Raw genomic sequence first — 25,890 nt, 5'->3', positions numbered from 1 at the left:
TCGATGTTCGCAACTAGCGGATGCAGTATCTTGCGTGAAGTCAAACAAAAAGCGCGTGCCGTACGACGACACGCGCTTTCGTTGCGCCCAGTCACGCGTCACGCACGCGCACAGATGAACTGTCGTGCACCGTGCTCAAGCAAACTCATGCAGGTTTAACCACCTTCAACTGCATCGACTTGTACTCGAGATACTCTTCGAGTCCGTAAATGCCGTTCTCCCTGCCGTGTCCAGACTGTTTGAAGCCGCCGAACGGAGCAATCATGTTCCAGGCGCCGCCATTGATGTCGACCTGTCCGGTGCGGATGCGCCGCGCAATGCCGATTGCGCGCTCGTCGCTGCCGGCCCAGACCGCGCCGCCGAGGCCGTAAATGGAATCGTTCGCGATGCGTACCGCTTCTTCCTCGTCCTGGTAGGTGAGGATGGTCAACACGGGGCCGAAGATTTCCTCCTGCGCGATCGTCGCCTTCGGGTGCACGCGGCCAAACACCGTCGGCTTCACGAAGAAGCCCTTCGAGATTCCGTCAGGCATCCCCGTACCGCCCGTGATGAGTTCCGCCCCTTCATCGATACCGCGCGAAATATACTGCTGCACGCGAGACTGCTGCGGGGCAGATGCGAGCGGGCCCAGTCGAGTCGTCTCCACACGCGGATCGCCCGCGACAAATGCTTCGGCCGCTTTCTTCGCAAGTGCGCGCGCTTCATCGTAGCGCGACTCCGGCACGATCATGCGTGTGTGCGCGGAGCACGTTTGCCCCGAGTTCAGGAAACATGCACTCACTGTTCCTTTGATTGCCGCGGCGAAATCAGCATCGTCGAGAATCACCGATGCCGACTTGCCACCGAGTTCCAGCGCAACCCGCTTGACGGATGCGGCTGCAAGTTCAGCGACGCGCTTGCCCGCCCGCGTCGATCCCGTGAACGACACCATATCGACCGACGGGTGGCTCGCGAGCACTTCACCGACTACCGGCCCATACCCGCTGACAAGATTGAACACGCCAGCGGGCAGGCCCGCATCATGGATCGCCTCGGCAAGCGCGAATGCATTGAGCGGCGCCACTTCCGATGGCTTGAGCACGATAGTGCAACCGGCCGCGAGCGCCGCCGCGACCTTCAACGTAATCTGGTTCAGCGGGTAGTTCCAGGGCGTAATCGCCGCGACGACACCGACAGGTTCGCGCACGACGAGCGAATTGCCGACCTGTTCTTCAAACTGGAATTCAGCCGCAAGCTTTGCATAGGTATTCCAGTTGTAGATGGGGCCGCCGACCTGAATCGCGCGTGCGAGCTTGATCGGCATGCCGACTTCACCGCAGATGTAGCCTGCAATTTCGTCTGTACGCGCCTTCAGGTTATCGGCAATTTTCTGCAGGAAAGCACCGCGCGTTTTGGGTGGCGTGGCGGCCCAGCCGTCAAAAGCGGCGCGCGCAGCGTTGATCGCGGCTTCGGCATCCGCTTCGATGCCCTCGGGAATGCGACCCATGACTTCTTCTGTACCCGAATCGATCACATCGATCGTGCCCGTTCCGCATGGTTTAATCCACTTGCCGTCGATGTAAAATTGCTCGAAGGTTTTCATCGTTTCGCGCCCTGTCTCCTAAGTGAGTCTATTCATTTTACTCGTGAGAAACGGACGCGATTGGACACGTCGCTGCGCGGCGGTTTCATGAGAGGCGCGCATGAAATAAAAAACCCGCTTCGTATGAAGCGGGTTTCGGTAAAGCATGCAGGCTAGTGCTTATTGCACGCCCTGGCTCGCCAGGAAGTCCTCGTAGTTGCCACCGAAGTCGTTCAACGTGCCATCCGTCTTCACTTCGATGATGCGGTTTGCGAGGCCGCTGACGAATTCGCGGTCGTGGGAAACGAAAATCAGCGTGCCGTCGTACTTGTCCAATGCGACCTGCAGCGATTCGATCGACTCCATGTCCATGTGGTTCGTCGGTTCGTCCATCAGCAGCACGTTATGACGGCCCAGCATCAGCTTGCCCCAGATCATGCGCCCCTTCTCGCCACCCGACAGCACCTTCACCGACTTCTTGATGTCGTCTGCATTAAAAAGCAGACGGCCAAGCGTGCCGCGCACCATCTGCTCGTCGTCGCCTTCCTTGCGGTACTGGTCGATCCAGTCCATCAGCGTGACGTCGTTGGGAAACTCTTCATACGTGTCCTGCGGCATGTAGCCGACATTCGCGTTCTCGGCCCACTTGATCGTGCCGTGATCGAGCGTCAGATTGCCGAGCAGCGAACGCAGCAACGTGGTCTTGCCCGCGCCGTTTTCGCCGATGATCGCGATGCGCTCGCCCGGCTGCACACTCAGGTTGAAGTTATTGAAGATCGTGCGGTCGTATTTCTTCGTGATGCTGTCCGCAACCACTGCAATATTGTGCAGTTTCTTTTCGTACTCGAAGCGGATGAACGGATTCTGACGCGACGAGGGCTTGAATTCCTCGATCTTGATCTTGTCGATCATCTTCAGGCGGCTGGTGGCCTGACGCGCCTTCGACTTGTTGGCCGAGAAGCGGCGCACGAAATCCTGCAGATCAGCGACCCGCTCCTTCGCTTTCGCGTTGGCGGCCTGCTGGCGCTCCCGCGCCTGCGTGCTGGCCAGCATGTAGTCGTCGTAGTTGCCCGGATAGACCTTCAGCGTGCCGTAGTCCATGTCCGCCATGTGCGTACAGACCTGGTTCAGGAAGTGCCGGTCGTGCGAGATGATGATCATCGTCGAGTCGTACTCGTTCAGCACGTCTTCGAGCCAGCGGATCGAGTTGATGTCCAGGTTGTTGGTCGGCTCGTCGAGCAGCAGCACGTCCGGCTTCGAAAACAGCGCCTGTGCAAGCAGCACACGCAGTTTCCAGCCTGGCGCCACGTTGCTCATCGGACCATTGTGCAGGTCTATCGAGATACCGATGCCGAGCAGCAGCTCACCCGCGCGCGCTTCGGCCGTATACCCATCGTATTCAGCGAACTTTGCTTCAAGTTCGGCTGCGCGCATGTAGTCATCGTCGGTGGCCTCGGGATTCGCGTAGATGGCGTCGCGTTCCGTCATCGCCGCCCACATTTCCGTGTGGCCCATCATCACCACGTCGAGCACGCGCACGTCTTCATACGCGAACTGGTCCTGACGCAGCTTGCCGAGGCGAACGTTAGGCTCGAGCATCACGTTGCCTGCGCTCGATTCCAGGTCGCCGCCCAGGATTTTCATGAACGTCGATTTGCCGCAACCGTTCGCGCCGATCAGGCCGTAGCGGTTGCCTTCGCCGAATTTGACCGAGATGTTCTCGAACAGGGGCTTCGGCCCGAATTGCATGGTGATGTTGGCAGTAGACAGCACGGCGCGTCCCTTTGAATGATAGATCGGCGAAAAACCAAGTATTTTAGCAGGTTATCGCGTCAGGCGCGCCGGCGCGGGGCCCCACGCCTCGCCTGCTAGTCTTTTTTACGCGGCGTGTGCAACACGTCGATGAAACCGGATAAATCTGCATCTGCGAGCCCCATAGCTGCACCCAAACGCAAAAGCTGCTGCACGGTGCCCGAAACCGGCATTGGAGTTCCTGTTTGATATGCAGCGGCGGCGATCGTGTCGACGTCTTTCTGGAACGTGCTCAGCGCACCAATCGGCGGCTGGGGCGACCGCGTCATGCGCGGCACGAAAGTCTGCAGCAGCACCGAGTCCGCCCAGCCGCCCGCGAGCGCCTCCGTGAGACGCGCTGCGTCGATCCCGCTGCGTTGCGCAAGGCTGACGGCCTCGGCAATGGCCGCCACTGTCGACGTGACGATGGCCTGGTTGCATAGCTTTGTTGTTTGTCCCGCTCCCGCCGCGCCCATGTGCGTGACGCGCGCCGCGTACGCCCCGATGGCGGGCGCGACAGCCGCGACGTCAGTTGCCTCGCCGCCCGCCATGATGGCGAGGGTGCCCGCGATTGCACCCGACACACCGCCCGAAACGGGCGCATCGATCCAGCCGATGTCCACTTGCGCCGCGCGCGCCGCGAAAGCACGCGTCGCCGCAGGCGGAATACTGCCGTGATCGACGATCCAACGCACGCGACTGTCGCCGTTCGCCGCCAGCACGCCGCGCACGACCCCGTTCTCGCCGAATACGACTTCCTCCACGGCTGCAGCATCCAGCACGCACAGGAAAATGGCTTCAGCCCGCCCTGCAAGTTCGGCTGGTGTGGACGCGACAGTTGCACCGTCCGGAACCAGCGATTCCGCCTTCGCTCGCGTCCGGTTCCACACCTGCACTGTGTGTCCCGCGCCCAGCAGATGCCGGATCATCGGCGCCCCCATCAGCCCCGGCCCGCAAAAACCAATATCCACTTCTTTTCTCCTCTATCGATGCACGGCCTGCATCGCACTGCAGTTGCCATCCACAAACGACATTCGAGCTTTCCATCATACCGGCGGCACCGTACTGCAACATGCCGGGCACACGATGTGCGACATGTTTTCAGGTTCATTCATGCGCAAGCATTACCTATACTTTTCTCGACCACCAGGAGGTGCATCATGAGCGACCACGTCTACAAGCAAATCGAGCTGACCGGTTCATCGACCATGTCCAGCGATGACGCAATCCGTTGCGCGATCGAGAAAGCAGGTAAAACGCTGCGCAATCTGCACTGGTTCCAGGTCATAGAGACGCGCGGTCACATCGAGGACAACAAGGTCTCGCACTGGCAGGTCACGCTCAAGGTCGGTTTGCGTATCGACGATTGACGCTGAGCCGTCGTTCCCGCAGCGCAGCGAATCTGATGCACCGATGCATGACGCGGATGTCGCGCGCTTGCGAATGAAAAAAGCTGCATTCGAAACGAAACCGAATGCAGCTCTCCTGTTCGTGCGCGAAGCGCATGCGCGGCATGCCCAGGTGCGCAATGCCCTGAGGCACGACGCAAGTCAGCACTGCAGAGACGTCTGCCATTTATTTCGGCAGCGAGCCATCCACACCTTCGACATACCAGTTCAGGCGTTGTAGTTCAGGATCGGCCAGCGTCTTGCCCTCCGGCACCTTTACCGCTCCCGTCTGGTCCTTGATCGGTCCGGTGAACACGTCCCACTTGCCGCTTGCCAGCTGTGCGCGCTTCGCGTCGACGTCCTTCAGCGCGTTGGCGGGAATCGCCGACGTGTTCATATCCTCGAGATTGACGGCCTTTTGCGGAATGCCCCACCAGACGGGATCATTCTTCCACTTGCCATCGAGCACCTGCTGGATGGCAGCTGTGTAGTACACGCCCCAATGCGCGACGACTGAACCCAAATGCGCATCAGGACCGAACTTCTTCATGTCCGAATCCCAGCCGAACGCATGCACATGCTTTTCCGAGGCGGTTGCAAGCGTCGCGCTCGAATCTGTGTTCTGCAGGAGCACGTCCGCGCCCTGCCCGATCAGCGTTTCGGCCGCCTGCTTCTCCTTGCCGGGATCGAACCAGCTATTGATCCAGATGACCTTGGTGTGCACCTTCGGGTTCACGGAGCGTGCACCCAGCGTGTATGCATTGATGTTGCGGACCACTTCAGGAATCGGCACCGACGCGACGAAACCGAGTGTATTCGTCTTCGTCACATAGCCGGCGGCGACGCCTGCGAGATAGGCACCCTGATACATGCGTACGTCATACGTACCGAAATTCGCGGCCTTCTTATAGCCGGTTGCATGCAGAAAAACGGTGTCCGGGAAGTCCTTTGCAACTTTCAGCTCGAAGTCCTGGAAGCCGAAGCTCGAACCGAAAATGATCTTGTTGCCTTTGTTTGCGAGATCGCGGAACACGCGCTCCGAATCGGCGGATTCGGGCACATTCTCCACGCGCGTGATCTTGATCTTGTTGCCGAACTTCGCTTCCGCTTCCTTCGCGCCCTGGTCGTGCGCATAGGTCCAGCCTGCGTCGCCGGGATTGCCGAGATAGACGAACGCGACGCCGGGGACGTCGGCGGCTTGTGCCACTGGCATCAGCGCGCCGCCGGCAGCCAGCGACGCAGCCGCCAGCGCGAACGCGTGCAGCATGGTTCTTTTCTTCATGTTTTCTCCTGTCGTTGGACCTGATGTATTTTGGTTCATGAACTTGCGTGATTGGGCCTGCACCCATTCGCGCCCACGCTCAGCCTGCGGCGAAGAACGGCTTGCCGAGCGACGCGGGCGCATTCAGACGTATCGTGTTCGGATTGCGTGAGATCAACACGAGCACGACGACCGTCGCGAGGTAAGGCAGCATCGCGAGGAACTGCGTCGGCACCGGCACGCCAATCGCTTGTGCATAAAACTGCAGGCCTGTCACTGCACCGAACAACAGTGCACCGACAAGCAGACGTCCCGGACGCCACGTCGCGAATACGACGAGTGCAAGCGCAATCCAGCCCCGACCTGAAGTCAACTGCTCCTGCCACAGGTGCAGATTGACGATCGAGTAATATCCGCCTGCCAGTCCCGCCATCGCGCCGCCAAACAGCGTGGCCCCGTAGCGCACGCCGACCACGGGAAAACCAACTGAGTGCGCGACCTGCGGCGACTCGCCGACCGAGCGCAGCACGAGCCCGGCGCGCGTGCGGTACAGAAACCAGCCGACGACGGCGAACATGATGAACGCGAGATAGTCGAGCGGTGTCAGGCTGAAAAACGCCGGACCGATCACGGGAATCTTCGAGAGACCGGGAATGACCCAGGTGCCGATCGACTCGCGCACGGCCGCCGACGTGTACGGCTTGCCGACGTACGCGGACAGGCCGATGCCGAAGATCGTGAGCGAAAGTCCCGTCGCGACCTGGTTGGCGAGCATCGACAGCACAAGGAACGCGAACAACAGCGACATCGCGACGCCCGCGCCTATCGCGGCCAGCACGCCGAGCCACGGGCTGCCCGTAATCGACGTCACCGCGTAGCCCGTCACGGCGCCCATCAGCATCATGCCCTCGACGCCGAGGTTGAGCACGCCCGACTTCTCGGTAACGAGTTCGCCGACGCCGGCGAACATCAGCGGAATTGCCGCAACGACAGCGCTCGACGTGAGCGCGCTGGCTTGTTGAATATCCATGTTGACCTGGTTTCGGGCGGTTTTACGATGCCGCGATGCCGCGACGGCGCACGCGATAATTGACGAACAGCTCTGCTCCCAGCAGACAGAACAGCAGCAGCCCCTGGAACACGCCGGACAACGCCTGCGGCAACTGCATCGACGTTTGCACGGCTTCGCCGCCGAGATACAGCAACGCCATCAGCAGGCTCGCGAGGACGATGCCGAGGGGATGCAGCCGCCCGACGAACACGACAATGATGGCCGTGAAGCCGTAACCCGGCGACCACGTCGCCTGCAACTGGCCGATCGGGCCGGCGATCTCGCCCATCCCCGCCAGACCCGCCAGGCCGCCGCTGATGAGCAGCGACGTCCAGATTGTCTTCTTGTCCGAGAACCCCGCGTAGCGCGCGGCAAGCGGCGCAAGACCGCCCACGTTCATCCGGAAGCCGGCGAAGCTCTTGCGCATGAAGATCCATACGAGCGGGATTGCGACGATCGTCAGGAAGATCGAGGCGTTCAGACGCGTGCCCTTCAGAAATTTCCAGTGCCAGTCGCCGTACAGCGTTGGATAGAGCGCGTCGCCTGAGAACATTTCGGAGAGCGGGAAGTTCATGCCCTGCGGATCACGCCATGGACCGCTCACCAGATAGATCAGCAACTGCGTCGCGACGTACGTGAGCATCAGGCTCGTGAGAATCTCGTTCGTGTTGAAGCGGCTCTTGAGCAGCGCGGGTATCGCCGCCCACGCCATGCCGCCGAGCACGCCGGCGATCATCATCGCCGGCAATATCCACCAGCCTGTCGCCTGATCGAAGTAGATCGCCACGCCGCTCGCCGCAATGCCGCCAAGCAGCATCTGCCCTTCGGCGCCGATGTTCCAGACGTTCGCGCGGTAGCCGACGGCAAGACCCAGTCCGATCAGGCACAGCGGCGACGCCTTTAGCAGCAGTTCCGTCCAGCCGTTGACGCTCGACAGCGGTTCGATGAAAAACGCGTGCATCGCCTGCGCGGGATCACGCCCAACGAGTCCGAAAATGAGAAAGCCGAGCACCAGCGTGAGCAGTGCGGCGATCAGCGGCACGGCCAGCTGCATCGTTCGAGACGGCGTCGTGCGGGCTTCGAGTCGAAACGGAAGAATCATTGTGCGTGTTGTCGGTATGGTCTGTTCGTATGCATCTTTGTGCGTGTGATGCACTTCATGTCATGCATGCGCCGGCAGTTCTGCCGACGGCGGCGCGCCTTCGCGGTCGCCGAATAGCCCCGCCATCCAGCGCCCGATTTCTTCAGGGTTGGTGTCGCCCGTCTTGCGCGACGGCGACAGACGTCCGCGTGCCAGCACGGCAAGCCGGTCGCAGATGTCGAACAGTTCTTCGAGTTCCTCGGAGATCACGAGAATCGCGACGCCGCGCGACGACAGATCCAGCAGTTGCTGCCGGATGAACGCGGCCGCGCCGACATCGACGCCCCACGTCGGCTGCGCGACGACGAGCACCTTCGGCGCCTGCAGGATTTCGCGTCCGACGATGAACTTCTGCAGATTACCGCCCGACAGGCTCTGCGCAAGCGCGCCCTCGCCGCCGCAACGCACGTCGAACGCTTCGATGCAGCGCTTCGCGAACGCGCGCATCGCGCCCGCGTTGATCCAGCCCGAGCGCACCATCTGTTGGCGATGCGCGGTCAGCAGTGCGTTTTCCGCGAGCGACATCGCCGGGACCGCCCCGCGTCCGAGCCGCTCTTCCGGCACGAACGCAAAACCGAGCTTGCGACGCGCCGCCGCGCCGAGCTTGCCGGCTGGCTTGCCGCAAATCGTGACGGCATCGGCGCGGCTTCCTTTGTGCTCGCCCGACAGCGCGGCCAGCAGTTCTGCCTGGCCGTTGCCTGACACACCCGCGATGCCGAATATTTCACCCGAGTGGACGCTGAACGACACATCGTCGAGTGACGTGCCGAAAGGATCGTCACTGGCAGATGAAAGATTTTTCACGTCGAGCAGCACATCGCCGGGCGAGTGCATGCGGCGCTCGTAATCGGGCAGCGAATGGCCGACCATCAGCTGCGCGAGCGATGCATGTGTCTGCTCGCGCGGCTTGACGCTGCCCGTCACCTTGCCGCCGCGCATCACAGTGGCCGTGTCGCAGAGTTCCTGGATTTCGTCGAGCTTGTGGCTGATGTACAGGATGCTGCAGCCTTCCGACGCCAGCCGGCGCAGCGTCGCGAACAGCTTGCGCACGGCTTGCGGCGTGAGCACGGAAGTCGGCTCGTCCATGATGAGCAGGCGCGGGTTCTGCAGCAGGCAGCGCACGATCTCGACGCGCTGGCGCTCGCCGACCGTGAGACTGTGCACGTGGCGCTGCGGATCGATGTCGAGCCCGTATTCCGCGGACACTTCGCGAATGCGCTTTGCAAGCGCCTTCAGATCGAAAGGCTCATCGAGCGCGAGCGCGATGTTTTCGCCGACAGTCAGCGTCTCGAACAGAGAGAAGTGCTGGAACACCATGCCGATGCCGAGCTTGCGCGCCGCGGCCGGACTTGCGATGTCGACGCTCCGGCCTTCCCAGCGAATTTCCCCTGCATCGGGCCGCACGGCGCCGTAGATGATCTTCATCAACGTGCTCTTGCCGGCGCCATTCTCACCGAGCACTGCATGAATCTCGCCGGGCGCGACGATCAGCGTGACGTCGTCGTTCGCGCGAACTGCAGGATATTGCTTGCTAATGCCTGTCAGGGCGAGGCGCGCTGTGGCGCCGTTGCGACGGTTCACGCTGTTTGCGTGTGCGCTGCCGCCCGTCGGGCTGCCTGTCGATGTATCGCTCATGTTCTTCCGTATTACGCGTGTGGCCGACGGCGCGCGACATCCGCCGCGCTCCGCGCCCGATACCGGCGTGGAAACGCGTGTCGCGCCTCCGCAACCGATCGACAATACCGAAATCGACCCACTCAGTCGAGCCGCCAAAATTCCCGCAGACCCGCGCCGTTGCAAGGTTTGCGGGTATCCCACCCTTGACGGTTTTTTATCGCTATATTAAAACGCATATACCCCTTGCCCAGTTCGATCAGCCAGAACATATATTTCGGAGAAGTCATGAGCCAGCAACGCGAGGCGATCGATACCTATTTATTGCGCGTCTTGCATACCCTTCTGATGGAGCGCAGCGTCACGCGCGCCGCCGTCAAACTGAACCAGTCACAACCCGCGATCAGCGCCGCCTTGCGTCGCCTGCGCGACATCACCGGTGATCCACTGCTGGTGCGCGGCAAATCCGGCATGGTGCCGACCGAGTACGGACTGCGTCTGCTCGAACCCGTGCAAAATGCACTGCGCGAAATTGAACGCATTAAATTTCAGCAGCACAATTTCGATCCTGCGACCTCGATCCGCTGCTACCGGATTGGCTGCCCGGACTACCTGAACGTGCTGTTCGTGCCGACCGTCGTCGAGCGCTTTCGCCAGGCGGCGCCGAATGCGACGCTCGAATTCCACTCGCTCGGCCCGGCGTTCGATTACGAACTCGCGCTCGAAGACGGCAAGCTCGACATCGTCGTCGGGAACTGGCCGGAACCGCCAGAGCAGTTGCATCTGTCGAATCTCTTCGTCGACCAGATCGTGTGCCTGATGAGCAACACACATCCGTTCGCGAAACGCGGCGGCCTGACGCTCGACCAGTACCTGAACGCGCCGCATCTCGCGCCGACGCCGTATTCCGTCGGGCAGCGCGGCGCAATCGACGTGCACCTCGCGCGCGAGCGCCTTAAGCGCCACGTCGTCGTCACGCTGCCGTATTTCAACCTTGCGCCGTACGTGCTGATCAAGTCCGACCTGATCTTCACGACCACGCGCCTCTTCGCCGACTACTATGCGAAGTTCCTGCCGCTGACCGTCGTGCCCGCGCCGCTGGACTTCCCGCCGATGCAGTATTACCAGTTGTGGCACGAGCGCGTGCACTACTCCGATGAAGTGCGCTGGCTGCGCAGTCTCGTCGCAGAAGCAACCAAGACGTTGATCGACAAGTAATGCACGACACGTAAGGCACTATCTTGCAGGCGGCGGTCAGAGACCGCCGCTTCGCCTTTGCATGTCGCGCGCGCTCAAGCTGCACTGTGGTACAGCGTCCTCGCAAGCTGGTTATGCCGCTCGATCACGGGCCCAAGGTCCACAGTCGTCAGCACGCCGTCTTTCACCACGATTTTTCCTCCCACCACGCTCGTCGACACCTGGGACGGCGCGCAGAACACGAGCGCCGCAACGGGGTCGTGCAGCGCGCCCGCAAAAAGCGGCTGACGCAGGTCGAACGACACGAAATCGGCCGCCATGCCGGGCGCCAACGCGCCGATGTCGTCGCGGTTCAGCACCTTTGCGCCGCCAAGCGTCGCGATCTCGAGCGCCTCGCGTGCGGTCATCGCGTCCGGCCCGAAGCCGACGCGCTGCAACAGCAGCGCCTGTCGAACCTCCGCGACCATCTGCGCGCCGTCGTTCGACGCCGATCCGTCGACGCCCAAGCCAACAGGCACGCCGGCGAGCCTCATCTTCCTGACAGGCGCGATGCCCGACGCAAGCCGCATGTTCGAGCACGGACAATGCGCGACTCCCGTGCCCGTGCGCGCGAACAGCCGGATGCCCGCATCGTCGAGCTGCACACAGTGTGCATGCCATACGTCGCGGCCGATCCAGCCCAGATCCTCCGCGTATTCAGCCGGCGTCATACGGAATCTTTCACGGCTATATGCAATATCGTTCACGTTTTCGGCCAGATGCGTATGCAGCGAGACGCCATACTGCCGCGCCAGTGCTGCCGATTCGCGCATCAGGTCGCGACTCACCGAAAACGGCGAGCACGGCGCCACGACAACGCGCAGCATCGCGTAGCGGCCGTCGTCGTGATATGTCTCGATCAGGCGCTGCGTATCTTCCAGGATGTCCGATTCAGTCTCGACGACGGAATCCGGCGGCAAGCCGCCGTCTTTCTGCCCCACGCTCATGCTGCCGCGGCTTGCATGGAAGCGCATGCCGATGCGGCGCGCGGCGGCGATGCTGTCGTCGAGCCGGCTGCCGTTCGGGTAGATGTACAGGTGGTCGCTCGAGGTCGTGCAGCCCGACCGCAGCAGTTCTGCCATCGCGGTCAGCGTCGACACCTCGATCATTTCCGGCGTGAGATGCGCCCATACCTTGTACAGGCTCGTCAGCCAGCCGAACAGCTCGGCGTCCTGCGCGGCGGGGATGGCACGCGTCAGGCTCTGATACATGTGATGGTGCGTGTTGACGAGCCCGGGTATGACGAGATGCCCCGTCATGTCGAGTACCTCGTCGGCGGAGTCCGGCAGCGCGTCCGTCGGACCGACCGCGACGATACGGTTGTCTTCGATATAAAGGGCGCCGTCGCGCAGTTCGCGCCGCTCGCCGTCCATCGTGACCAGCACATCGGCGTGCTTGACCAGCATCGTTTTGCCGCGTTGGCCGCTTGCCTGCGTCGTACCCATTGCATTGCTTTGCATCGTCATTCGTTCTCCAGTGCTGCCCTGAGTCGCCACATGTCGGCACTGCATAATGCCGCACGTTGCCGTCCTGGCCGAGGCCGACTGCCCGGCGTGGGCTCAAGCTGCATCGAACTGCATGTTGCCGCCGTATGCGGCGTTCCGGGCATAGGCAAAAGCCGTTCGAACGCGATGTCGCCGGCACGCCACCGCGCCGCTACGTCCGTTCGAACGCAGTTGGCCCGGTTACCCAGCGTGCTACGCCGTCTTCGGGATGCGCGGCCGCGCCGCGCATGACCGTAACCTTCGGCTGACAAAATTGCGCTGGCAACTCGCATTCCTGCGATACCGACATTCAGGCCGCGCATATAGTCGGTATTTTTGGCGCCGGTACGATCGCAACGTGCGCCCGCTCAGCGGCCCTGGTTCGCGTATGCAGTGGATTGCAAGCGTCTGGGTGGGGCGTCATGCGTCGGCGATTATCTTTCCTATCGCTGGCTCGCGGAGATGAACAATGTTTCTACAATGGATATCACGGCGCTCGCTTCAATCCGCCGACGGGTATGTAGCCACTGACGTGGAGCCTCGATCCGCCGCAACGTGTACTGGATCGGGCCGCCACTGAAACCTCGCATCTACAAGGACAATCGCGAATGGGCAAGCTCACTACCCACGTGCTCGATACGGCGAATGGCCGTCCCGGCGCAGACATCAAGATCGAACTCTTTGCACTTGCCGGCGACACTCGCCGCGCGCTCAAAACCACGATCACCAACCACGACGGCCGCTGCAATGAGCCGCTGCTCGAAGGCGAAACACTGGCCGTCGGCGAATATGAACTCGTGTTCCACGCGGGCGACTATTTCGCGTCGATCGGCACGAAAGTGCCGGAGCCGCGCTTCGTCGATCGTGTCGTGCTGCGTTTCGGCGTCGCCGATCCCGGCGCCCATTATCACGTGCCGCTGCTGGTGTCGCCGTGGTCGTACAGCACCTACCGAGGAAGCTGAAGCAAGCCGACATCGCATGGCGTGCAATATCGAGCGCGTGCGTGCATTTCGCTGATGACATGGAGACATTCGCGAAGCGCACGCCCATCACGAGCCGGTCGGCATTCGATTTCATCCGGCCACTGTTGCATGCATCGAGCCGCTAGCAAACCTATACCAACGCATTAACCCCGTATTGCGCGCAACGCCAAGATGCTGCGCGAACAACGAATCAGGAGTGGAGGAGTTCCATGGAAGGCTTTATCACCGACTGGCTGAATCTCGCGATTCGCTGGTTTCACGTCATCGCTGCAATCGCATGGATCGGCGAATCGTTCTATTTCGTCGCGCTCGATAACAGCCTGAAACCGCCCACGGACCCGAACCAGCGCCGGCGTGGCGTGTTCGGCGAACTGTGGCACGTGCATGGCGGCGGCTTCTACAACATGCAGAAGTACACCGTCGCGCCGCCCGAAATGCCCGATGACCTGCACTGGTCGAAGTGGCCGTCGTACACGACGTGGCTGTCCGGGTTCGGTCTCTTCACGGTGCTGTACCTGTTCGCGCCGAACACGTATCTGATCGACAAGAACGTGCTTGACATGGGCCCCGTCGTCGCGATCTTCTCGGCGCTCGGCTTTCTCGCTGCGGGCTGGATCGTCTATGACTCGCTGTGCCGTCTGCTCGGCAACAAGGACAAGGTGCTCGGCATCTGCGTGGGCATCTACGTGCTGATCGCCGCGTACCTTGCATGCCATATCTTCGCGGGCCGCGCGGCTTACCTGATCATGGGCGCGATGCTGGCGACGATCATGTCGGCGAACGTGTTCTCCGTGATCATTCCGGGCCAGCGCAAGATGGTCGACGCGATGCTCAAGGGCGACACGCCGAACCCGATCTACGGCAAGCGCGGCAAGCAGCGCTCGGTGCACAACACGTATTTCACGCTGCCCGTCGTGTTCGCGATGCTGTCCAACCACTACGCGATGACGTACACGCATCCGTACAACTGGGCCGTGCTGATCGTCATCATGCTGGCGGGCGCGCTGATCCGTCAGTTCTTCGTGATGCGCCATCGCGGCCAGGTGCTGTGGTATCTGCCCCTCGCAGGCGTCGCGCTGATGTTCGGCGCCCTCTTCTGGACGATGCCGAAGCCCGTCGTGCCCGTTGCCGAAGCCGCGAACGCGCCCGTCGTGAAGACGGCCGACATCGTGCCCGTGCTGCAACAACGCTGCGTCGCGTGCCACTCCGCGCATCCCACGATGATGGGCAGCGCGCCCGCTGGCGTGCTGCTCGATACGCCGCAAGAAATTTCGACGAACGCGCAGCGCATCTATCAGCAAGCCGTAACGCTGAAGGCGATGCCGCTCGGCAACGTCACGCACATGACGGATGAGGAACGACAAAAGATCGCCGCCTGGTTCCAGAGTGGCGCGGTCAACTAACGAACGAGGTGTCGATGGACGGGCGCAAGCCCGGTTCTTCGAGGTTGGCGGGCTGTTCGCGCAAGCGGCAGCCCGTTTTTTTGTCATCGAGCGACAGGCGGTTCCGGCAGCACGATTCCTAGGCCTGTCGCGTTCATATCCGTTCGCGCTGAGCAGCGACCCGATATCGCCACGGAATGCGCTCAGGATCTTTCGCATTCGCATCGCGCCGAATGCGAGTCCGTCTTCTGCGCAGTGTCATCGACATCGAACACTAGCTTTACGGTCGCTTCAGCCGCCTTGATACCTTTCGCGGCGGGATGAATCGCATCGATCGGTTGCGCTGTAAAGAGCGGCGAAGGCCGGGTTACGCGTCATCGAACGCAGTCGGCGATCATCACACTTCAACTGTCGTGCACGACACTCACTGCAAAGCAAAAGCCCATTGCGACTCCCGTCACAATGGGCTTTTCGAGCCTCGGTCAAACGTGCTGCCCGACCGCGCAAATACCAGACGAATCAGGCGACAACGGCATTCATCGCTTCTTCCGTCAACCACTGCGACTCGCGCAAATCCTGCTCGTTGAGATTGAGTCCGTCGCCGCCGCGATCCACGACGATGAAATCCGTCACTTCACCCAACGCAAGCAGCGGATGATGCCATACGCCTTTCGCGTAATTCACGCCTTGCCAGCCGCTCGTCACGAACGCGCGGATCTTCGATTCATCCAGCTCCCCAGCGGGCGCCACCACGACGAGATACGGTCTGTCGTTCAGCGGAATGAACGCCTGCGAACCAAGCGGATGCCGCTCCATCATCTTGATCTCGAACGGCAGCGCGCGCGGCTGCCCGCGAAACAGATTGACGAGCGTGCGGCCGCCTTCGTCAGTGACGTCCACTTTGGCGAGATCGTGAAAGCGGATCGTCGTGCCGAGATTGATGGGAATCTGCTTTGCGCCTTCCAGTTCGATCACGTCGCCAAATGGCGCGAATGCTTCGCGCGTCAGCGGTTCGATAGCAAGCGTCTTCATGATGCGAGCGAGCCCCACAGACGCAGACGCGACACACCGCCGTCCGGATAGATGTTGAAGCGGATATGCGTGACGGGCCCCGCCGCCGCGATCTCGCTTTCGTAGAAGTGCTGCTTGTCCATCTGCAGCTTCTGCTCGCCGAGCAGCACGGGCCAGAACATCGCCTGCGTGATGAGCGAACTGTCCGTGCCGCCCGTCACATACGCAGCCTGAATCGAGCAGCGGTCCGGATAGTTGCCCTTGAAGTGCGCGGTATCGACTTCGATCTTCTTGATGATGCCGGGCTGCGCGAGCGCGACGATCGCCCAGTCGTTGCCCGGCTCGCGGCGGCGGCGCGTTTCCCAACCGTCGCCCATGTTGACGCCGCGCCCCGGCATCAGCAGCGTCGATGCAGCGCCGAAGTGCTGGTTGTTCGCAGCGACCAGATACGCACCGTTTTCCATCGCGGCGAGATCGAACAGATCGGTGCGGCTCGCGCCCGCCCAGTCGACTTGCGGCTGACCGTACACGCGCAGCCGCGCGATACCGCCGTCCGGATAGATGTTCACGCGCAGGTGGGTGTACGCATTCGTGTCGCCCACCTCGAGATAGTGGTGGCTGTTGCCTTGCAGCGTCGTCGACGGCACGATCTCGGTCCATTGTGTGGACTGGTTAGGCGCGCCGTCGACCACGCGCGCCGCTTCCACCGATGCCGCCGGCGGGAAGTTGCCCGTAAAGTGGCTGGTATCGAGGTCGAGCCCCTTGATGACGCCCGGCCGCGCGAGCTTGACGATGCACCAGTCGTAGCCCGTCGTACGCTTGCGGCGCGTTTCCCAGCCGTCCATCCACTTGCCGTGGTCGTCGTATTTGCCGGGGATGAAGACGGCCGGCTCCGGATTCAGCATGCGGTCTTTCGGCGCGAAGAAATCGTCGCTGGCTTCGAGCGCCTGCGCACCAAGACGCGGGTCCGCGAGATTCACGAAACGGCGCGTGAATTCGGGAGCGTTGGGATCGAGAATCGGGAGTGCCATCGTTGTCTTCCTTGCTATCTGGTTGTTGCTGTCTGGTTGTGGCTGTGTATGAGGTCCGAATGCGTTTGCCCGTCGAGGCCCGTTGCGCTTACGCGCCGATCAGATCGTCGAGACGGAAACGCGCGATCCGGTAGATCTGATCGAGGCTTTCGCGCAACTCGTCGGCGCGCGTGTTGTTCACGCGCGATTCGAAGTTCGCGATGATGCCGTGACGGTCATAGCCGCGCACGGCGAGGATGAACGGAAAGCCGAATTTCTCGCGATACGCTGCGTTCAGCCGCATCAGCTTGTCGAACTCTTCCTGCGTGCACTGATTGAGTCCGGCACCGCTTTGCTCGCGCGTCGACTCAGCCGTCAGTTCGCCGCGTACGGCCGCCTTGCCCGCGAGTTCCGGGTGGGCGTTGATCAGCGCCAGCTGCCTTGCTTCCCCCGCTGTTTCGACGGCATTCGACATCGTCTTGTGCAGGGCGTCGATATCCGCATACGGACGTTGCGCGGCCGCCGCCTCGGCGACCCACGGCGAGTGTTCGAAGATGCCCGACAGCGCCGCGACGAACGCGTCGGTCGAGATGCTGTTCAGTTGGTCCAGTGTGTATTGCATCGCCTTCATGCCGCAGCCCCGCGGTTGCCCTGTTGTTGATAAGGATGACGCTCGCGCCAGTGACGCGCGATATCGACCCGGCGCGTGACCCACACGCGCTCGTGCTTTTCGATGTGATCGAGAAAACGCTGCAGCGCGCGAAAACGCCCCGGGCGGCCGAGCAGGCGGCAGTGCATGCCGATCGACAGCATCTTCGGCGCTTCGTCGCCCTCTTCATAAAGAACGTCGAACGCGTCGCGCAGATAGGTGAAGAAGTGGTCTGCCGTGTTGAAGCCTTGCGGCGTGGCGAAACGCATGTCGTTGGAGTCGAGCGTGTACGGCACGATCAGTTGCGGCACTGTCGCGCCGCCCGACGTTTCGACGTCCATCCAGAACGGCAGGTCGTCGCCATAGTTGTCGGAGTCGTACAGGAAGCCGCCGTATTCGGCCACAAGCCGCCGCGTGTTCGGACTGTCGCGGCCCGTATACCAGCCGAGCGGCCGCTGACCCGTCACGCGCTCGATCGCTTCCATGCCGAGGCGCATATGCTCCGCTTCGCGCTCAGCCGACATGTCCTGATAGTGAATCCAGCGGTAGCCGTGACACGCGACCTCGTGTCCCAGTTCGACGAACGCGCGAGCTACCTCCGGATGCCGCTCGATCGCCATGCCGACACCGAACACGGTCAGCGGCAGGCCGCGCTTCTCGAACTCGCGCAGAATGCGCCAGACACCCGCGCGCGAGCCGTATTCGTAGATCGACTCCATGCTCATGTGCCGCGCCGGATACGACGCTGCGCCGACGATCTCCGACAGGAACTGCTCCGAGCCCGCGTCTCCGTGCAGCACGCAGTTTTCGCCGCCCTCTTCGTAGTTGAGAACGAACTGAACCGCGACGCGCGCGCGTCCTGGCCAGTCAGCCTGTACAGGGTGGCGGCCGTAGCCGATCAGATCGCGAGGATAGTTCGGGTCGAGTGACATGATGTGATTGGCGCAGCAGTTGACGTGAGCGTTGACATGACGCGCCGGCGGCCGCCATGAAGCGTGGCAAACACGCGACGGCCCGGCCGGCAGGGTAGAACCAGTGTAACGAAAAGGCCCGGGTGCGCCCATACACGCGGGCAGATAGTGCGTGTCAGACGGAGTGTATGTGCGGTGCAATATCGGCGGTGGCGGGATCGGCGCGCAGCGCGTTCGCGTTGACCCGCAACAGGCCCTCGTTCGTGGCACGCTGCGGCACGGCCGACGGCGCCGCGGCAGGCTGCGACCCCGTCGGGCTGAAGCGCGCGAAATCGCCGTCGTAGCGCTTCGCGAGCGGCCTCGCGTAGTCGCCGCGCTTGGCCGTCGCAAGGCGCAGCGCGACGAGCGCCTCGACCCACTTGACGGCTGCCGTCACGCCTTCGACGACGGGCGCGCCCAGCGCATCCTCGATTTCCCGGCACAGTTCGGCCATCCCCGCGCAACCGAGCACGATGGCGTCCGAGCCGTCCTCGTCGAGCGCGCGACGGCATTCGTCCAGAATGATGCGCCGCGCGGACGAGCCCGGCTGGTCGAGTTCGAGCACCGCGACGTCGGTCGCCCGCACGTTGCGGCAGAAGCGCTTCATGCCGTAGCGCTCGGCCAGATGCCAGGCCATCCCGCAGGTGCGCGAGAGCGTCGTCACCACCGAGAAGCCGGGCGCCAGCACGCTCGCGGCATGCATCGCCGCTTCCGCGATGCCGATCACCGGGCCGCGCGCCAGTTCGCGGGCGGCATACAGCCCGGGATCGCCGAAACATGCGATCACGTAACCGTCGAAGCCTTCGCGCTCGCCCGCTTCGATTTCCGCCAGCAGCCCCGGCGTGGCGAGCGCCTCGTCGTAATAGCCTTCGATCGACGGCGGGCCCATCGTCGGGCTCACCGCCACCAGCTCCGTACCCGGCGCCACGACGTCGCGCGCACAACGGCCCATGGCCTCCGTCATCCGTTGCGTCGTGTTCGGGTTGATCAGTTTGATACGCATGTCGACTCCTGTTGCGACCTTCTATCAGCTGTGAGCTGTGGTATGCACGTTATGCAGTCCGGTGCAGATTGCGCGCAAGCACGCGGTAGAACACTGCACCGAGGCCCGCGCCGATGAACCACGAGAAGTTTGCGAGACCGTTCAGCGACGGCACCATCACGCAGATCACCGCGATCACTGCAGCCGGCAGCAGTGCGGCCACTGCAGCATAGTTCACACCGTTGCGATACCAGTACGCGCCCTTTTCCGACACCGTGTACAGATCGTCGAGCACAACCTTCTGACGCTTCACGAGGAAGAAGTCGACAATCAGGATGCCGTACAAAGGTCCGATGAAGCTGCCGAGCACGTCAAGCGTGTAGTGGATCACAGCCGGGTTGTTGAACAGGTTCCAGGGCGTGATGAAAATCGATGCCACTGCCGCCAGCATGCCGCCTGCACGCCAGCTGATGAGCTTCGGTGCAACGTTCGAGAAGTCGAATGCAGGTGACACGAAGTTCGCGACGATATTGATGCCGATGGTTGCGATCGTGAACGTCAGCGCGCCGAGAATCACCGCCGTCGGATGATCGATGCGGCCAACCGTTTCGACGGGATCGGTAATCAGTTCGCCGAACACGGGCAGCGTCGCGGCCGTCGTGATGACCGTCACCAGCGAGAACGCGAGGAAGTTGATGGGCAGGCCCCAGAAGTTGCCGCGCTTGATGCTGCGAAAGCTCTTGCCGTAGCGGGAGAAGTCACCGAAATTCAGCATCGGGCCCGAGAAGTACGAAACCACCAGCGAGATTGCAGTGATCATCACGGGCACCACTTCCATGCCGTGATACTTGACGCCGCCCAGGTTGAGGCCGATGTTCTGCCAGCCCGCGCGCCACACCATGTAGCCGGCGAGCAAGAACATCACCACATATACGGCGGGGCCGGCGAAGTCGATGAACTTCTTGATCGTCTCCATCCCGTTCCAGAACACGAATGCCTGCAGCACCCACAGCAGCATGAAGCCCGCCCAGCCGACCGTCGACAGGCCCATGAAGCCGTGATGATGCACGTCGGCGTAGGGCAGCAGTTGCGGGAAGAACTTGAGCACGACGATCACGAGCGCGCTCGACGCGAGATATGTCTGGATGCCATACCACGCCACGGCGATCAGGCCGCGGATCACGGCGGGAATGTTCGCCCCCAGCACGCCGAACGTCGCGCGGCACGCGACCGGGTACGGCACGCCGTTCTGCTGGCTCGGCTTCGCGATCATGTTGCACAGGATGTTCACGAGTGTGATGCCCACCAGCAACGCGATCAGCACCTGCCAGCTCGTGAGGCCCAGTGCGAACAGGCTGCCCGCGAACACATAGCCGCCGACGCTGTGCACATCCGACATCCAGAACGCAAAGATGTTATAGGCGCCCCACGTCTGATGCTTGAGCGGCGCAAGGTCTTCGTTGTACAGGCGTTCGCTGTAGCCTGAGGGCAATGCGTGCGCGTTGTCCGCGCCGCTGTCGTAATCGGGAATTGCCGAACTATCGGATGCTGCACTGAACTGAGCCATGGATTCCTCCTAAAGTGGGAACGTCGACGAAAATCGACGAGCACTGCATCGTGTATGCCAGGCGCACGGCAAGCCCACTATGTGACCGATACCGATGCGCTTCGCTTACAGATTGCCGCGGTTGTCTCCGTACTTACGTACTTGTTGTGATGGCCAGGCAGGCTTTCCGCGCACGACTGCCAGGCTTTGCCGCGTGAGCGTGGCCGCTTTGTGAGCGACCATCGCCTTACGGTCTTTCGGTCTCGATGCGAGCCGGGTCCGGCTCACATCAGGTCAGGTCTCGTTCGACGTTTCAGTCAAAACCGTTCACTTCAGTGCAGCGCGCACCGCCAGAGAGCGCGGGCGACATGCATGCACTTCAATTCGTGCAACCCAGTTCATGCACTTCGACTCAGTTGCCCACGGTCCTCAGCGCACGTGTGCCGAACACTTCATGCAAATCGGTTCCGCCGCTAGCAGGCCGATCCAGCATCTTCAACTCCACGCTCTGCAGGTGGCGCGACATCAACGCGCCTGCCTTCTTTGCATCGCCGGCGTCGAGCGCCGCGAGAATCGCTTCGTGGTCTTCGAACGAACAGGGGCTTCGGCCCAGCGATTCGTATAGCGCCGAAATCAGCGTGGAGCGTGCGACGAGCCCGTTCAGGCAATCGCACAACACCGTGTTGCCCGTCAGCGAAGCCAGTTCCGTATGGAACTCGCCCGACAGCCTGATCCACGCCGGAAAATCGCGCGATTCGTACGCCCTGCGCTCGCGCGCGATCATCCCGCCGATGCTCTTCAGTCGACGCGAGCCTTGGCCTGCGCAGATCTTGTCGACGACAGCGAGTTCGATGATCCGGCGCATCTCGAACACCTCATGCACTTCCTGCAGCGACGGACTCGCGACAAACGCGCCGCGGTTCGGCTCCAGATCGACGAGGCGATCGGTGGCCAACAGGGACAGCGCCTGACGGATCGGTCCGCGCTTGACGCCGAACACTTCGCACAACTGGGCTTCCGTCAATTTGGCGCCAGGCGCGAGCCGATGCTCGAGGATCGCGGCGCGAATGCGTTCGGCGATCGCTTCGGGTTTCGTGCTGCTCGCGGTGACGTTGGGTGTCTCGGACATGATGTACGTGCTGTTATGGAGTCCATCTTAGGATGGACATAATAATTGTCAACAATTTAGTCGGCGAATTTTCGACAATTTTGGTTGGGACTGACCTGCCGAAAATAAGCCCAAACCGCCGTTAACCCTTGTACAGCGCGGCTTCTGACCTGCCATGGGCATTCGCGTGGCCTCGTTGCGAAGCCAATTTTGTCAACAAAATTTGGGTCTTCGTGGAGCGTGTCTGTTCGAAGGTTGCTTCGACGACAGACAGTTAGTTGCGAACTTGAACCGAAAATAAAGGCGAGCTACCTCGCCTTCCTCCGTCGCGAGGCAACCGGGCAGCGTCAAGCCAACACGGGATGCCCCGACACAGTCAACTTGAACCCATGCCCGCTCGCGACAAGACGCGCGTCGGCGCCGACAGGCAGCGTCAACATATCGGGGATGTGTCCAAACTGCAGGCCCGTCACGATCGGAATGCCGATCACCGACCTCACCTGCTCGACCATCGCGCGCAGGTCGTAGCCGTTGTCGTAGTCGAACGCCTTGCCGCCCGAAAAGTCGCCGAGCACGAGCGCCTGCTGCCGCTCGAGAATGCCCGCGAAATGCAGCTGATAGATCAGCCGCTCGATCCGGAACGGCTGCTCGTTCACATCCTCGACGAACAGAATGCCGCCCTCGACGGGCGGCATGTACGGCGAGCCAACCAGCGACGCCAGCACGGCGAGATTGCCGCCCCAGAGCGTGCCCGAAACATCGACGGTCTGCGCCTGCGGCACCGTGCTGGAGACCGTGAATGTCGGCGACGTCAGCGCGTTCCAGAAGTGCTTCATCGTGAAGTCGCTGACGCTCTCCGCGCCGAAATCGACGGCGAGCATCGGCCCGCCAAACGTCTTCACGTTGGCCTGCGACAGCAGCGCCAGCTGGAGCGCGGTGAAGTCGCTGTGACCGACGAGCGCGATCGGCCGCTCGCTCAAGCGACGTTGCAGCCCGCGATAATCGAGCCCGTGCAGGATACGCACCGCGCCGTAACCGCCGCGCACGGCGAGCACGATGTCCGGTAATTTCAGCGACGGGTCAGCGAGACGGTTCACTTCTGCAGCACGTTCGCCATCCGTGCCCGCGAAACGCTGATAGCGGCGCTGCGTCGCATTCACGTTTTCCACGCGATGCCCTTGCGAGTGCAACCGCTTCAGCGCGAGATGAATCGCGTTCGGATCGTGCGGATAGCCCGAAGGCGCAATCAGTTCGAAGGTGCGATGCGTGACCATATTGAGGCGCGAGTCAGTTGATCGGGTTATTGTCCGGCCTGGGGAGTTGATTGTCGGGCTGGTTATCCGCCTGAACGGTGCTCGCCACGCACGCCGGGTTTGTCGGCGCAGCCGCGGCACGCGCTTCCCGCGCAGCGCGCCGGCGATCGGCGAAAAAGCGCCGCAGCGCCGCGCCACACTCGTCCTCGAGCACACCGCCCGTCACTGTCGTGTGGTGATTGAGCTGCGGATTCGCGAAGGCGTCGACGACACTGCCGCACGCTCCCGTCTTCGGATCACGTGCGCCGAACACGACGCGTGCGATACGCGCGTGCATGATCGCGCCCGCGCACATCAGGCAAGGCTCGAGGGTCACGTAGAGTTCGCAGCCGGGCAGCCGGTAGTTCCCGACTTTTTGCGCAGCGGCCCGCAGCGCGGCCATTTCGGCATGCGCCGAAGGATCATGCCCGCCGATGGGATGATTGAAGCCGCTGGCGATCACTTCGTCGCCACGCACGAGCACCGCCCCGACGGGCACTTCGCCCGCCGCGCGCGCTTCCTCGGCGGCCGCCTGCGCGAGCGCCATGAAACGGCGATCTCGTTCGGAAATAATGACGGGTTCGCGCGCCGGGACGTTGGCGCATGCGTCGACCGTGTCCGGGCCGGAATGGGCGACGGCAGGATCGGTTTCGGGGGTCACGCCGGCTCCGCGTCGACGGCGGGATCATCGGCGACCCGTTCCGACAGGCGCTCCGCGATCCGGCGGCAGTATTCGCGCGGCATGGTGAGCGGCCCGCCGCGCAGCGATTCCAGCGCCATGTCGAGCGCCAGCATCTTCGCCTGCAGGCGGCAGCGCGTCGAGCTGTCGCTGACGGCATCCAGCTCGTTCTGGAGGTCGCGCAGCGCCCGCAATTGTTCGACGGCAGGCGGCACAAAGCCCGCGTTCTTCAGAATGCGGTTCGCTATTCGAACTTCCTCGGGCACCAAAGCGTCGTCATCGAGAGCCTGCGGCGCGCCGGCTCCCGGCAGATCGTCGAACTCGCCGCGCGCTGCCGCGGCGGCAATCCGTTGTTCGACAAGTGCATCAAGCAATTTCATTTGCAATCCACTACGTTGCGGCTCGGGCATTTTATCAGGGAGCTGCGAAATGGATTTGTCGGACGCCTAGAGGACATATCCAGGTTTAGGATTTGTCGTATGGGATGGCGTTTTCCGCCGGGATATGGTTGACGGTTTTGCGCATATTCGCCCCTTAGCCATGTCTAAATGTCGTCTTCATCCGGCCATCGTCTCGACACATCCTGTCCGTTCGGATCGTCCTGTCCGACGTCGTTCGCGCCCGCATGGTCTCGACCCACGATGGCTGCTTTCGGTCGTGCGGTCTCTGGCTGTGGGAATCGCGCTGTCGCTGGCGCTGTCCGGCTGCGGCGTGTTCTGCAATATCGGCGGCGGAAGCGGCGGTGTCGGCGGCGTTTGCGGCGTCGGCACGGGATTGCGCTTCTGATTCATCGCCCTTCATGCGTCATCGTTTTGATCCGACGCGCAATTTACACACTGTTACGCGAGCCGCGCGTCAATAACGATGCACGTTTCCCTATACTCGTCGCCGTCCACAGCTGGTGGCGCAACGACACTCACGTAACATGACCCACACCCGTTTTGCTCGCCCTCTCGTCCGGACGACGTTGTCCGCGCTTGTCGTCACGCTGCCGCTCGCGGGCTGCGTCGTTCCCGGCAATTCGCCTTATGGCTCCTCGTATGCGTCGGGCTATGCGACGCAACCTGCCTATGCGCAGCCCGCGCAGCCGGTGTACACCCAACCCGCGCAGCCGGTCTATGCGCAGCAGCCCGCATACGCGCAGCAGCCACCGCAATATCAGCAGCCGTACGCGCAACAGCCGCAGTATCAACCGCCCGGCGATAGCGAGCCGGACTGGCAAAACAGCCAGGGGTATCAGCAGCCGCAGTCAGGATATGGATACGGCGCGCAATACGGTGTGGTGTCGTCGATCCAGCCGCTCGCGAATCCGGGCGCCGTATCGGCGGGCGGCGTTGCAGGCACCGTGATCGGCGCGGTCGTAGGCGGCGTGATCGGCAATCAGTTCGGACATGGCCACGGACGCGATGCCGCCACCGCAATCGGCGTGCTGGGCGGCGCGGTCGCGGGCAATCAGCTGGGTCAACAGGCGGGCGCGTCGTCGCCGGACGGCTACCGGATATCCGTCCAGCTGAACGACGGCTCGATGCGCGCTTTCGATGTCGGCACGCCCGGCGATCTGCATCCCGGCGACCACGTCCGCATCGCGGGCAACCGGCTGGATCGGTACTGAGCCGTAATGATGCGATGCGTGCGCGCGACATCGACGCTGCGCACGCCGGCATTCACGCAGCAGGTGCAGCAGTCGCCTCACTCAGGACAGGCAGGATGAACGCGCCGCACCTGGATGCACCACAGCGCCACCTCAGTCCACGCCAGCGCGCAACGGAGC

Annotated in this window: 24 protein-coding genes; 6 read left to right on the top strand and 18 right to left on the bottom strand. The window is 62.4% G+C overall.

Going from position 1 to position 25,890, the window contains the following annotated elements:
• Window positions 1–145 precede the first annotated feature (145 nt).
• The 3 genes from H3V53_RS11555 to H3V53_RS11545 all read right to left on the bottom strand — a co-directional run bounded on the left by H3V53_RS11555 (window position 146) and on the right by H3V53_RS11545 (window position 4,323).
• Window positions 146–1,582, bottom strand: coding sequence for an aldehyde dehydrogenase family protein (locus H3V53_RS11555; protein WP_336598008.1), 1,437 nt, complete (start codon window positions 1,580–1,582; stop codon window positions 146–148).
• A 159-nt stretch (window positions 1,583–1,741) separates the two neighbouring features.
• Complete coding sequence (locus tag H3V53_RS11550) at window positions 1,742–3,334, bottom strand: ABC-F family ATPase (RefSeq protein WP_054926329.1); 1,593 nt, start codon at window positions 3,332–3,334, stop codon at window positions 1,742–1,744.
• Window positions 3,335–3,429: 95 nt separating this feature from the next.
• On the bottom strand, window positions 3,430–4,323 hold the full coding sequence (locus H3V53_RS11545) for an NAD(P)-dependent oxidoreductase (RefSeq protein ID WP_336598007.1): 894 nt from the start codon (window positions 4,321–4,323) through the stop codon (window positions 3,430–3,432).
• Window positions 4,324–4,512: 189 nt separating this feature from the next.
• Between H3V53_RS11545 and H3V53_RS11540 the strand changes: the two genes are divergently transcribed.
• Window positions 4,513–4,722 carry a dodecin gene (locus H3V53_RS11540; RefSeq protein WP_336598006.1) on the top strand — a complete coding sequence of 70 codons (210 nt, stop codon included), beginning with the start codon at window positions 4,513–4,515 and terminating at the stop codon, window positions 4,720–4,722.
• A 205-nt stretch (window positions 4,723–4,927) separates the two neighbouring features.
• Here the strand turns inward: H3V53_RS11540 and H3V53_RS11535 are convergent, their stop codons facing one another.
• The 4 genes from H3V53_RS11535 to H3V53_RS11520 form a co-directional block, all read right to left on the bottom strand.
• Entirely contained in the window at window positions 4,928–6,022 is a 1,095-nt protein-coding gene (locus H3V53_RS11535; protein WP_054926332.1) for a BMP family ABC transporter substrate-binding protein, read from the bottom strand.
• Window positions 6,023–6,101: 79 nt separating this feature from the next.
• The gene (locus H3V53_RS11530) at window positions 6,102–7,031 is read right to left on the bottom strand and encodes an ABC transporter permease (RefSeq protein ID WP_336598005.1); all 930 of its coding nucleotides are present in this window, start codon (window positions 7,029–7,031) and stop codon (window positions 6,102–6,104) included.
• Between the two features lie 22 nt (window positions 7,032–7,053).
• Window positions 7,054–8,154, bottom strand: coding sequence for an ABC transporter permease (locus tag H3V53_RS11525; RefSeq protein WP_336598004.1), 1,101 nt, complete (start codon window positions 8,152–8,154; stop codon window positions 7,054–7,056).
• A gap of 60 nt (window positions 8,155–8,214) precedes the next feature.
• Window positions 8,215–9,828, bottom strand: a complete 1,614-nt coding sequence (locus H3V53_RS11520) for an ABC transporter ATP-binding protein (RefSeq protein WP_336598003.1) — start codon at window positions 9,826–9,828, stop codon at window positions 8,215–8,217.
• 267 nt (window positions 9,829–10,095) lie between these two features.
• Between H3V53_RS11520 and H3V53_RS11515 the strand changes: the two genes are divergently transcribed.
• Entirely contained in the window at window positions 10,096–11,025 is a 930-nt protein-coding gene (locus H3V53_RS11515; RefSeq protein ID WP_028370402.1) for a LysR substrate-binding domain-containing protein, read from the top strand.
• A 74-nt stretch (window positions 11,026–11,099) separates the two neighbouring features.
• Here the strand turns inward: H3V53_RS11515 and H3V53_RS11510 are convergent, their stop codons facing one another.
• Window positions 11,100–12,509: an 8-oxoguanine deaminase gene (locus H3V53_RS11510; protein WP_336598002.1), complete on the bottom strand. Its 1,410-nt coding sequence runs from the start codon at window positions 12,507–12,509 to the stop codon at window positions 11,100–11,102.
• A 626-nt stretch (window positions 12,510–13,135) separates the two neighbouring features.
• Between H3V53_RS11510 and uraH the strand changes: the two genes are divergently transcribed.
• Window positions 13,136–13,489, top strand: a complete 354-nt coding sequence (uraH, locus tag H3V53_RS11505; protein WP_336598001.1) for a hydroxyisourate hydrolase — start codon at window positions 13,136–13,138, stop codon at window positions 13,487–13,489.
• Between the two features lie 230 nt (window positions 13,490–13,719).
• Window positions 13,720–14,913: a urate hydroxylase PuuD gene (locus H3V53_RS11500; protein WP_336598000.1), complete on the top strand. Its 1,194-nt coding sequence runs from the start codon at window positions 13,720–13,722 to the stop codon at window positions 14,911–14,913.
• A gap of 498 nt (window positions 14,914–15,411) precedes the next feature.
• On the opposite strand, the gene H3V53_RS11495 is transcribed toward H3V53_RS11500, so the two are convergent.
• From H3V53_RS11495 to H3V53_RS11450, 10 genes are all read right to left on the bottom strand, one after another.
• Window positions 15,412–15,924 carry an ureidoglycolate lyase gene (locus H3V53_RS11495; RefSeq protein WP_336597999.1) on the bottom strand — a complete coding sequence of 171 codons (513 nt, stop codon included), beginning with the start codon at window positions 15,922–15,924 and terminating at the stop codon, window positions 15,412–15,414.
• Entirely contained in the window at window positions 15,921–16,934 is a 1,014-nt protein-coding gene (alc, locus tag H3V53_RS11490; protein WP_054926352.1) for an allantoicase, read from the bottom strand. Before alc ends, H3V53_RS11495 begins: the two co-directional genes overlap by 4 nt.
• Before the next feature lie 88 nt (window positions 16,935–17,022).
• On the bottom strand, window positions 17,023–17,544 hold the full coding sequence (uraD, locus tag H3V53_RS11485; protein ID WP_336597998.1) for a 2-oxo-4-hydroxy-4-carboxy-5-ureidoimidazoline decarboxylase: 522 nt from the start codon (window positions 17,542–17,544) through the stop codon (window positions 17,023–17,025).
• Window positions 17,541–18,494: an allantoinase PuuE gene (gene puuE / locus H3V53_RS11480; protein ID WP_336597997.1), complete on the bottom strand. Its 954-nt coding sequence runs from the start codon at window positions 18,492–18,494 to the stop codon at window positions 17,541–17,543. Before puuE ends, uraD begins: the two co-directional genes overlap by 4 nt.
• A 154-nt stretch (window positions 18,495–18,648) precedes the next feature.
• Window positions 18,649–19,515 carry an aspartate/glutamate racemase family protein gene (locus H3V53_RS11475; protein WP_336597996.1) on the bottom strand — a complete coding sequence of 289 codons (867 nt, stop codon included), beginning with the start codon at window positions 19,513–19,515 and terminating at the stop codon, window positions 18,649–18,651.
• Between the two features lie 49 nt (window positions 19,516–19,564).
• Entirely contained in the window at window positions 19,565–21,061 is a 1,497-nt protein-coding gene (locus H3V53_RS11470; protein ID WP_336597995.1) for an NCS1 family nucleobase:cation symporter-1, read from the bottom strand.
• A 391-nt stretch (window positions 21,062–21,452) separates the two neighbouring features.
• Window positions 21,453–22,169 carry a GntR family transcriptional regulator gene (locus tag H3V53_RS11465; RefSeq protein ID WP_336597994.1) on the bottom strand — a complete coding sequence of 239 codons (717 nt, stop codon included), beginning with the start codon at window positions 22,167–22,169 and terminating at the stop codon, window positions 21,453–21,455.
• A gap of 326 nt (window positions 22,170–22,495) precedes the next feature.
• Entirely contained in the window at window positions 22,496–23,422 is a 927-nt protein-coding gene (gene ldcA / locus H3V53_RS11460; RefSeq protein ID WP_336597993.1) for a muramoyltetrapeptide carboxypeptidase, read from the bottom strand.
• A 13-nt stretch (window positions 23,423–23,435) separates the two neighbouring features.
• A complete protein-coding gene (gene tadA, locus H3V53_RS11455) occupies window positions 23,436–24,014 on the bottom strand; it encodes a tRNA adenosine(34) deaminase TadA (RefSeq protein WP_336598051.1) in 579 nt (192 codons plus the stop codon).
• An 83-nt stretch (window positions 24,015–24,097) separates the two neighbouring features.
• Window positions 24,098–24,499: a DnaJ family domain-containing protein gene (locus H3V53_RS11450; protein ID WP_054926358.1), complete on the bottom strand. Its 402-nt coding sequence runs from the start codon at window positions 24,497–24,499 to the stop codon at window positions 24,098–24,100.
• A gap of 277 nt (window positions 24,500–24,776) precedes the next feature.
• Between H3V53_RS11450 and H3V53_RS11445 the strand changes: the two genes are divergently transcribed.
• Together H3V53_RS11445 and H3V53_RS11440 are read left to right on the top strand one after the other, a co-directional pair.
• Window positions 24,777–24,905 (top strand): hypothetical protein, encoded by a 129-nt coding sequence (locus H3V53_RS11445; protein WP_336597992.1) that lies wholly within the window; start codon window positions 24,777–24,779, stop codon window positions 24,903–24,905.
• Window positions 24,906–25,044: 139 nt separating this feature from the next.
• Window positions 25,045–25,731 carry an outer membrane lipoprotein gene (locus H3V53_RS11440; RefSeq protein ID WP_336597991.1) on the top strand — a complete coding sequence of 229 codons (687 nt, stop codon included), beginning with the start codon at window positions 25,045–25,047 and terminating at the stop codon, window positions 25,729–25,731.
• The last annotated feature ends 159 nt before the right edge of the window (window positions 25,732–25,890 follow it).

The organism is Paraburkholderia bengalensis (assembly GCF_037126505.1).
GTDB classification, from domain to species: domain Bacteria; phylum Pseudomonadota; class Gammaproteobacteria; order Burkholderiales; family Burkholderiaceae; genus Paraburkholderia; species Paraburkholderia bengalensis.
This window is presented reverse-complemented; position numbering and strand designations above follow the sequence as displayed.

Coding starts and splice junctions, on each gene's coding strand:
- H3V53_RS11555 (WP_336598008.1), bottom strand. CDS start 1,582: ATGAAAACCTTCGAGCAATTTTACATCGACGGCAAGTGGATTAAACCA.
- H3V53_RS11540 (WP_336598006.1), top strand. CDS start 4,513: ATGAGCGACCACGTCTACAAGCAAATCGAGCTGACCGGTTCATCGACC.
- H3V53_RS11535 (WP_054926332.1), bottom strand. CDS start 6,022: ATGAAGAAAAGAACCATGCTGCACGCGTTCGCGCTGGCGGCTGCGTCG.
- H3V53_RS11530 (WP_336598005.1), bottom strand. CDS start 7,031: ATGGATATTCAACAAGCCAGCGCGCTCACGTCGAGCGCTGTCGTTGCG.
- H3V53_RS11525 (WP_336598004.1), bottom strand. CDS start 8,154: ATGATTCTTCCGTTTCGACTCGAAGCCCGCACGACGCCGTCTCGAACG.
- H3V53_RS11520 (WP_336598003.1), bottom strand. CDS start 9,828: ATGAGCGATACATCGACAGGCAGCCCGACGGGCGGCAGCGCACACGCA.
- H3V53_RS11515 (WP_028370402.1), top strand. CDS start 10,096: ATGAGCCAGCAACGCGAGGCGATCGATACCTATTTATTGCGCGTCTTG.
- H3V53_RS11510 (WP_336598002.1), bottom strand. CDS start 12,509: ATGACGATGCAAAGCAATGCAATGGGTACGACGCAGGCAAGCGGCCAA.
- uraH (WP_336598001.1), top strand. CDS start 13,136: ATGGGCAAGCTCACTACCCACGTGCTCGATACGGCGAATGGCCGTCCC.
- H3V53_RS11500 (WP_336598000.1), top strand. CDS start 13,720: ATGGAAGGCTTTATCACCGACTGGCTGAATCTCGCGATTCGCTGGTTT.
- H3V53_RS11495 (WP_336597999.1), bottom strand. CDS start 15,924: ATGAAGACGCTTGCTATCGAACCGCTGACGCGCGAAGCATTCGCGCCA.
- alc (WP_054926352.1), bottom strand. CDS start 16,934: ATGGCACTCCCGATTCTCGATCCCAACGCTCCCGAATTCACGCGCCGT.
- uraD (WP_336597998.1), bottom strand. CDS start 17,544: ATGAAGGCGATGCAATACACACTGGACCAACTGAACAGCATCTCGACC.
- puuE (WP_336597997.1), bottom strand. CDS start 18,494: ATGTCACTCGACCCGAACTATCCTCGCGATCTGATCGGCTACGGCCGC.
- H3V53_RS11475 (WP_336597996.1), bottom strand. CDS start 19,515: ATGCGTATCAAACTGATCAACCCGAACACGACGCAACGGATGACGGAG.
- H3V53_RS11470 (WP_336597995.1), bottom strand. CDS start 21,061: ATGGCTCAGTTCAGTGCAGCATCCGATAGTTCGGCAATTCCCGATTAC.
- H3V53_RS11465 (WP_336597994.1), bottom strand. CDS start 22,169: ATGTCCGAGACACCCAACGTCACCGCGAGCAGCACGAAACCCGAAGCG.
- ldcA (WP_336597993.1), bottom strand. CDS start 23,422: ATGGTCACGCATCGCACCTTCGAACTGATTGCGCCTTCGGGCTATCCG.
- H3V53_RS11450 (WP_054926358.1), bottom strand. CDS start 24,499: ATGAAATTGCTTGATGCACTTGTCGAACAACGGATTGCCGCCGCGGCA.
- H3V53_RS11440 (WP_336597991.1), top strand. CDS start 25,045: ATGACCCACACCCGTTTTGCTCGCCCTCTCGTCCGGACGACGTTGTCC.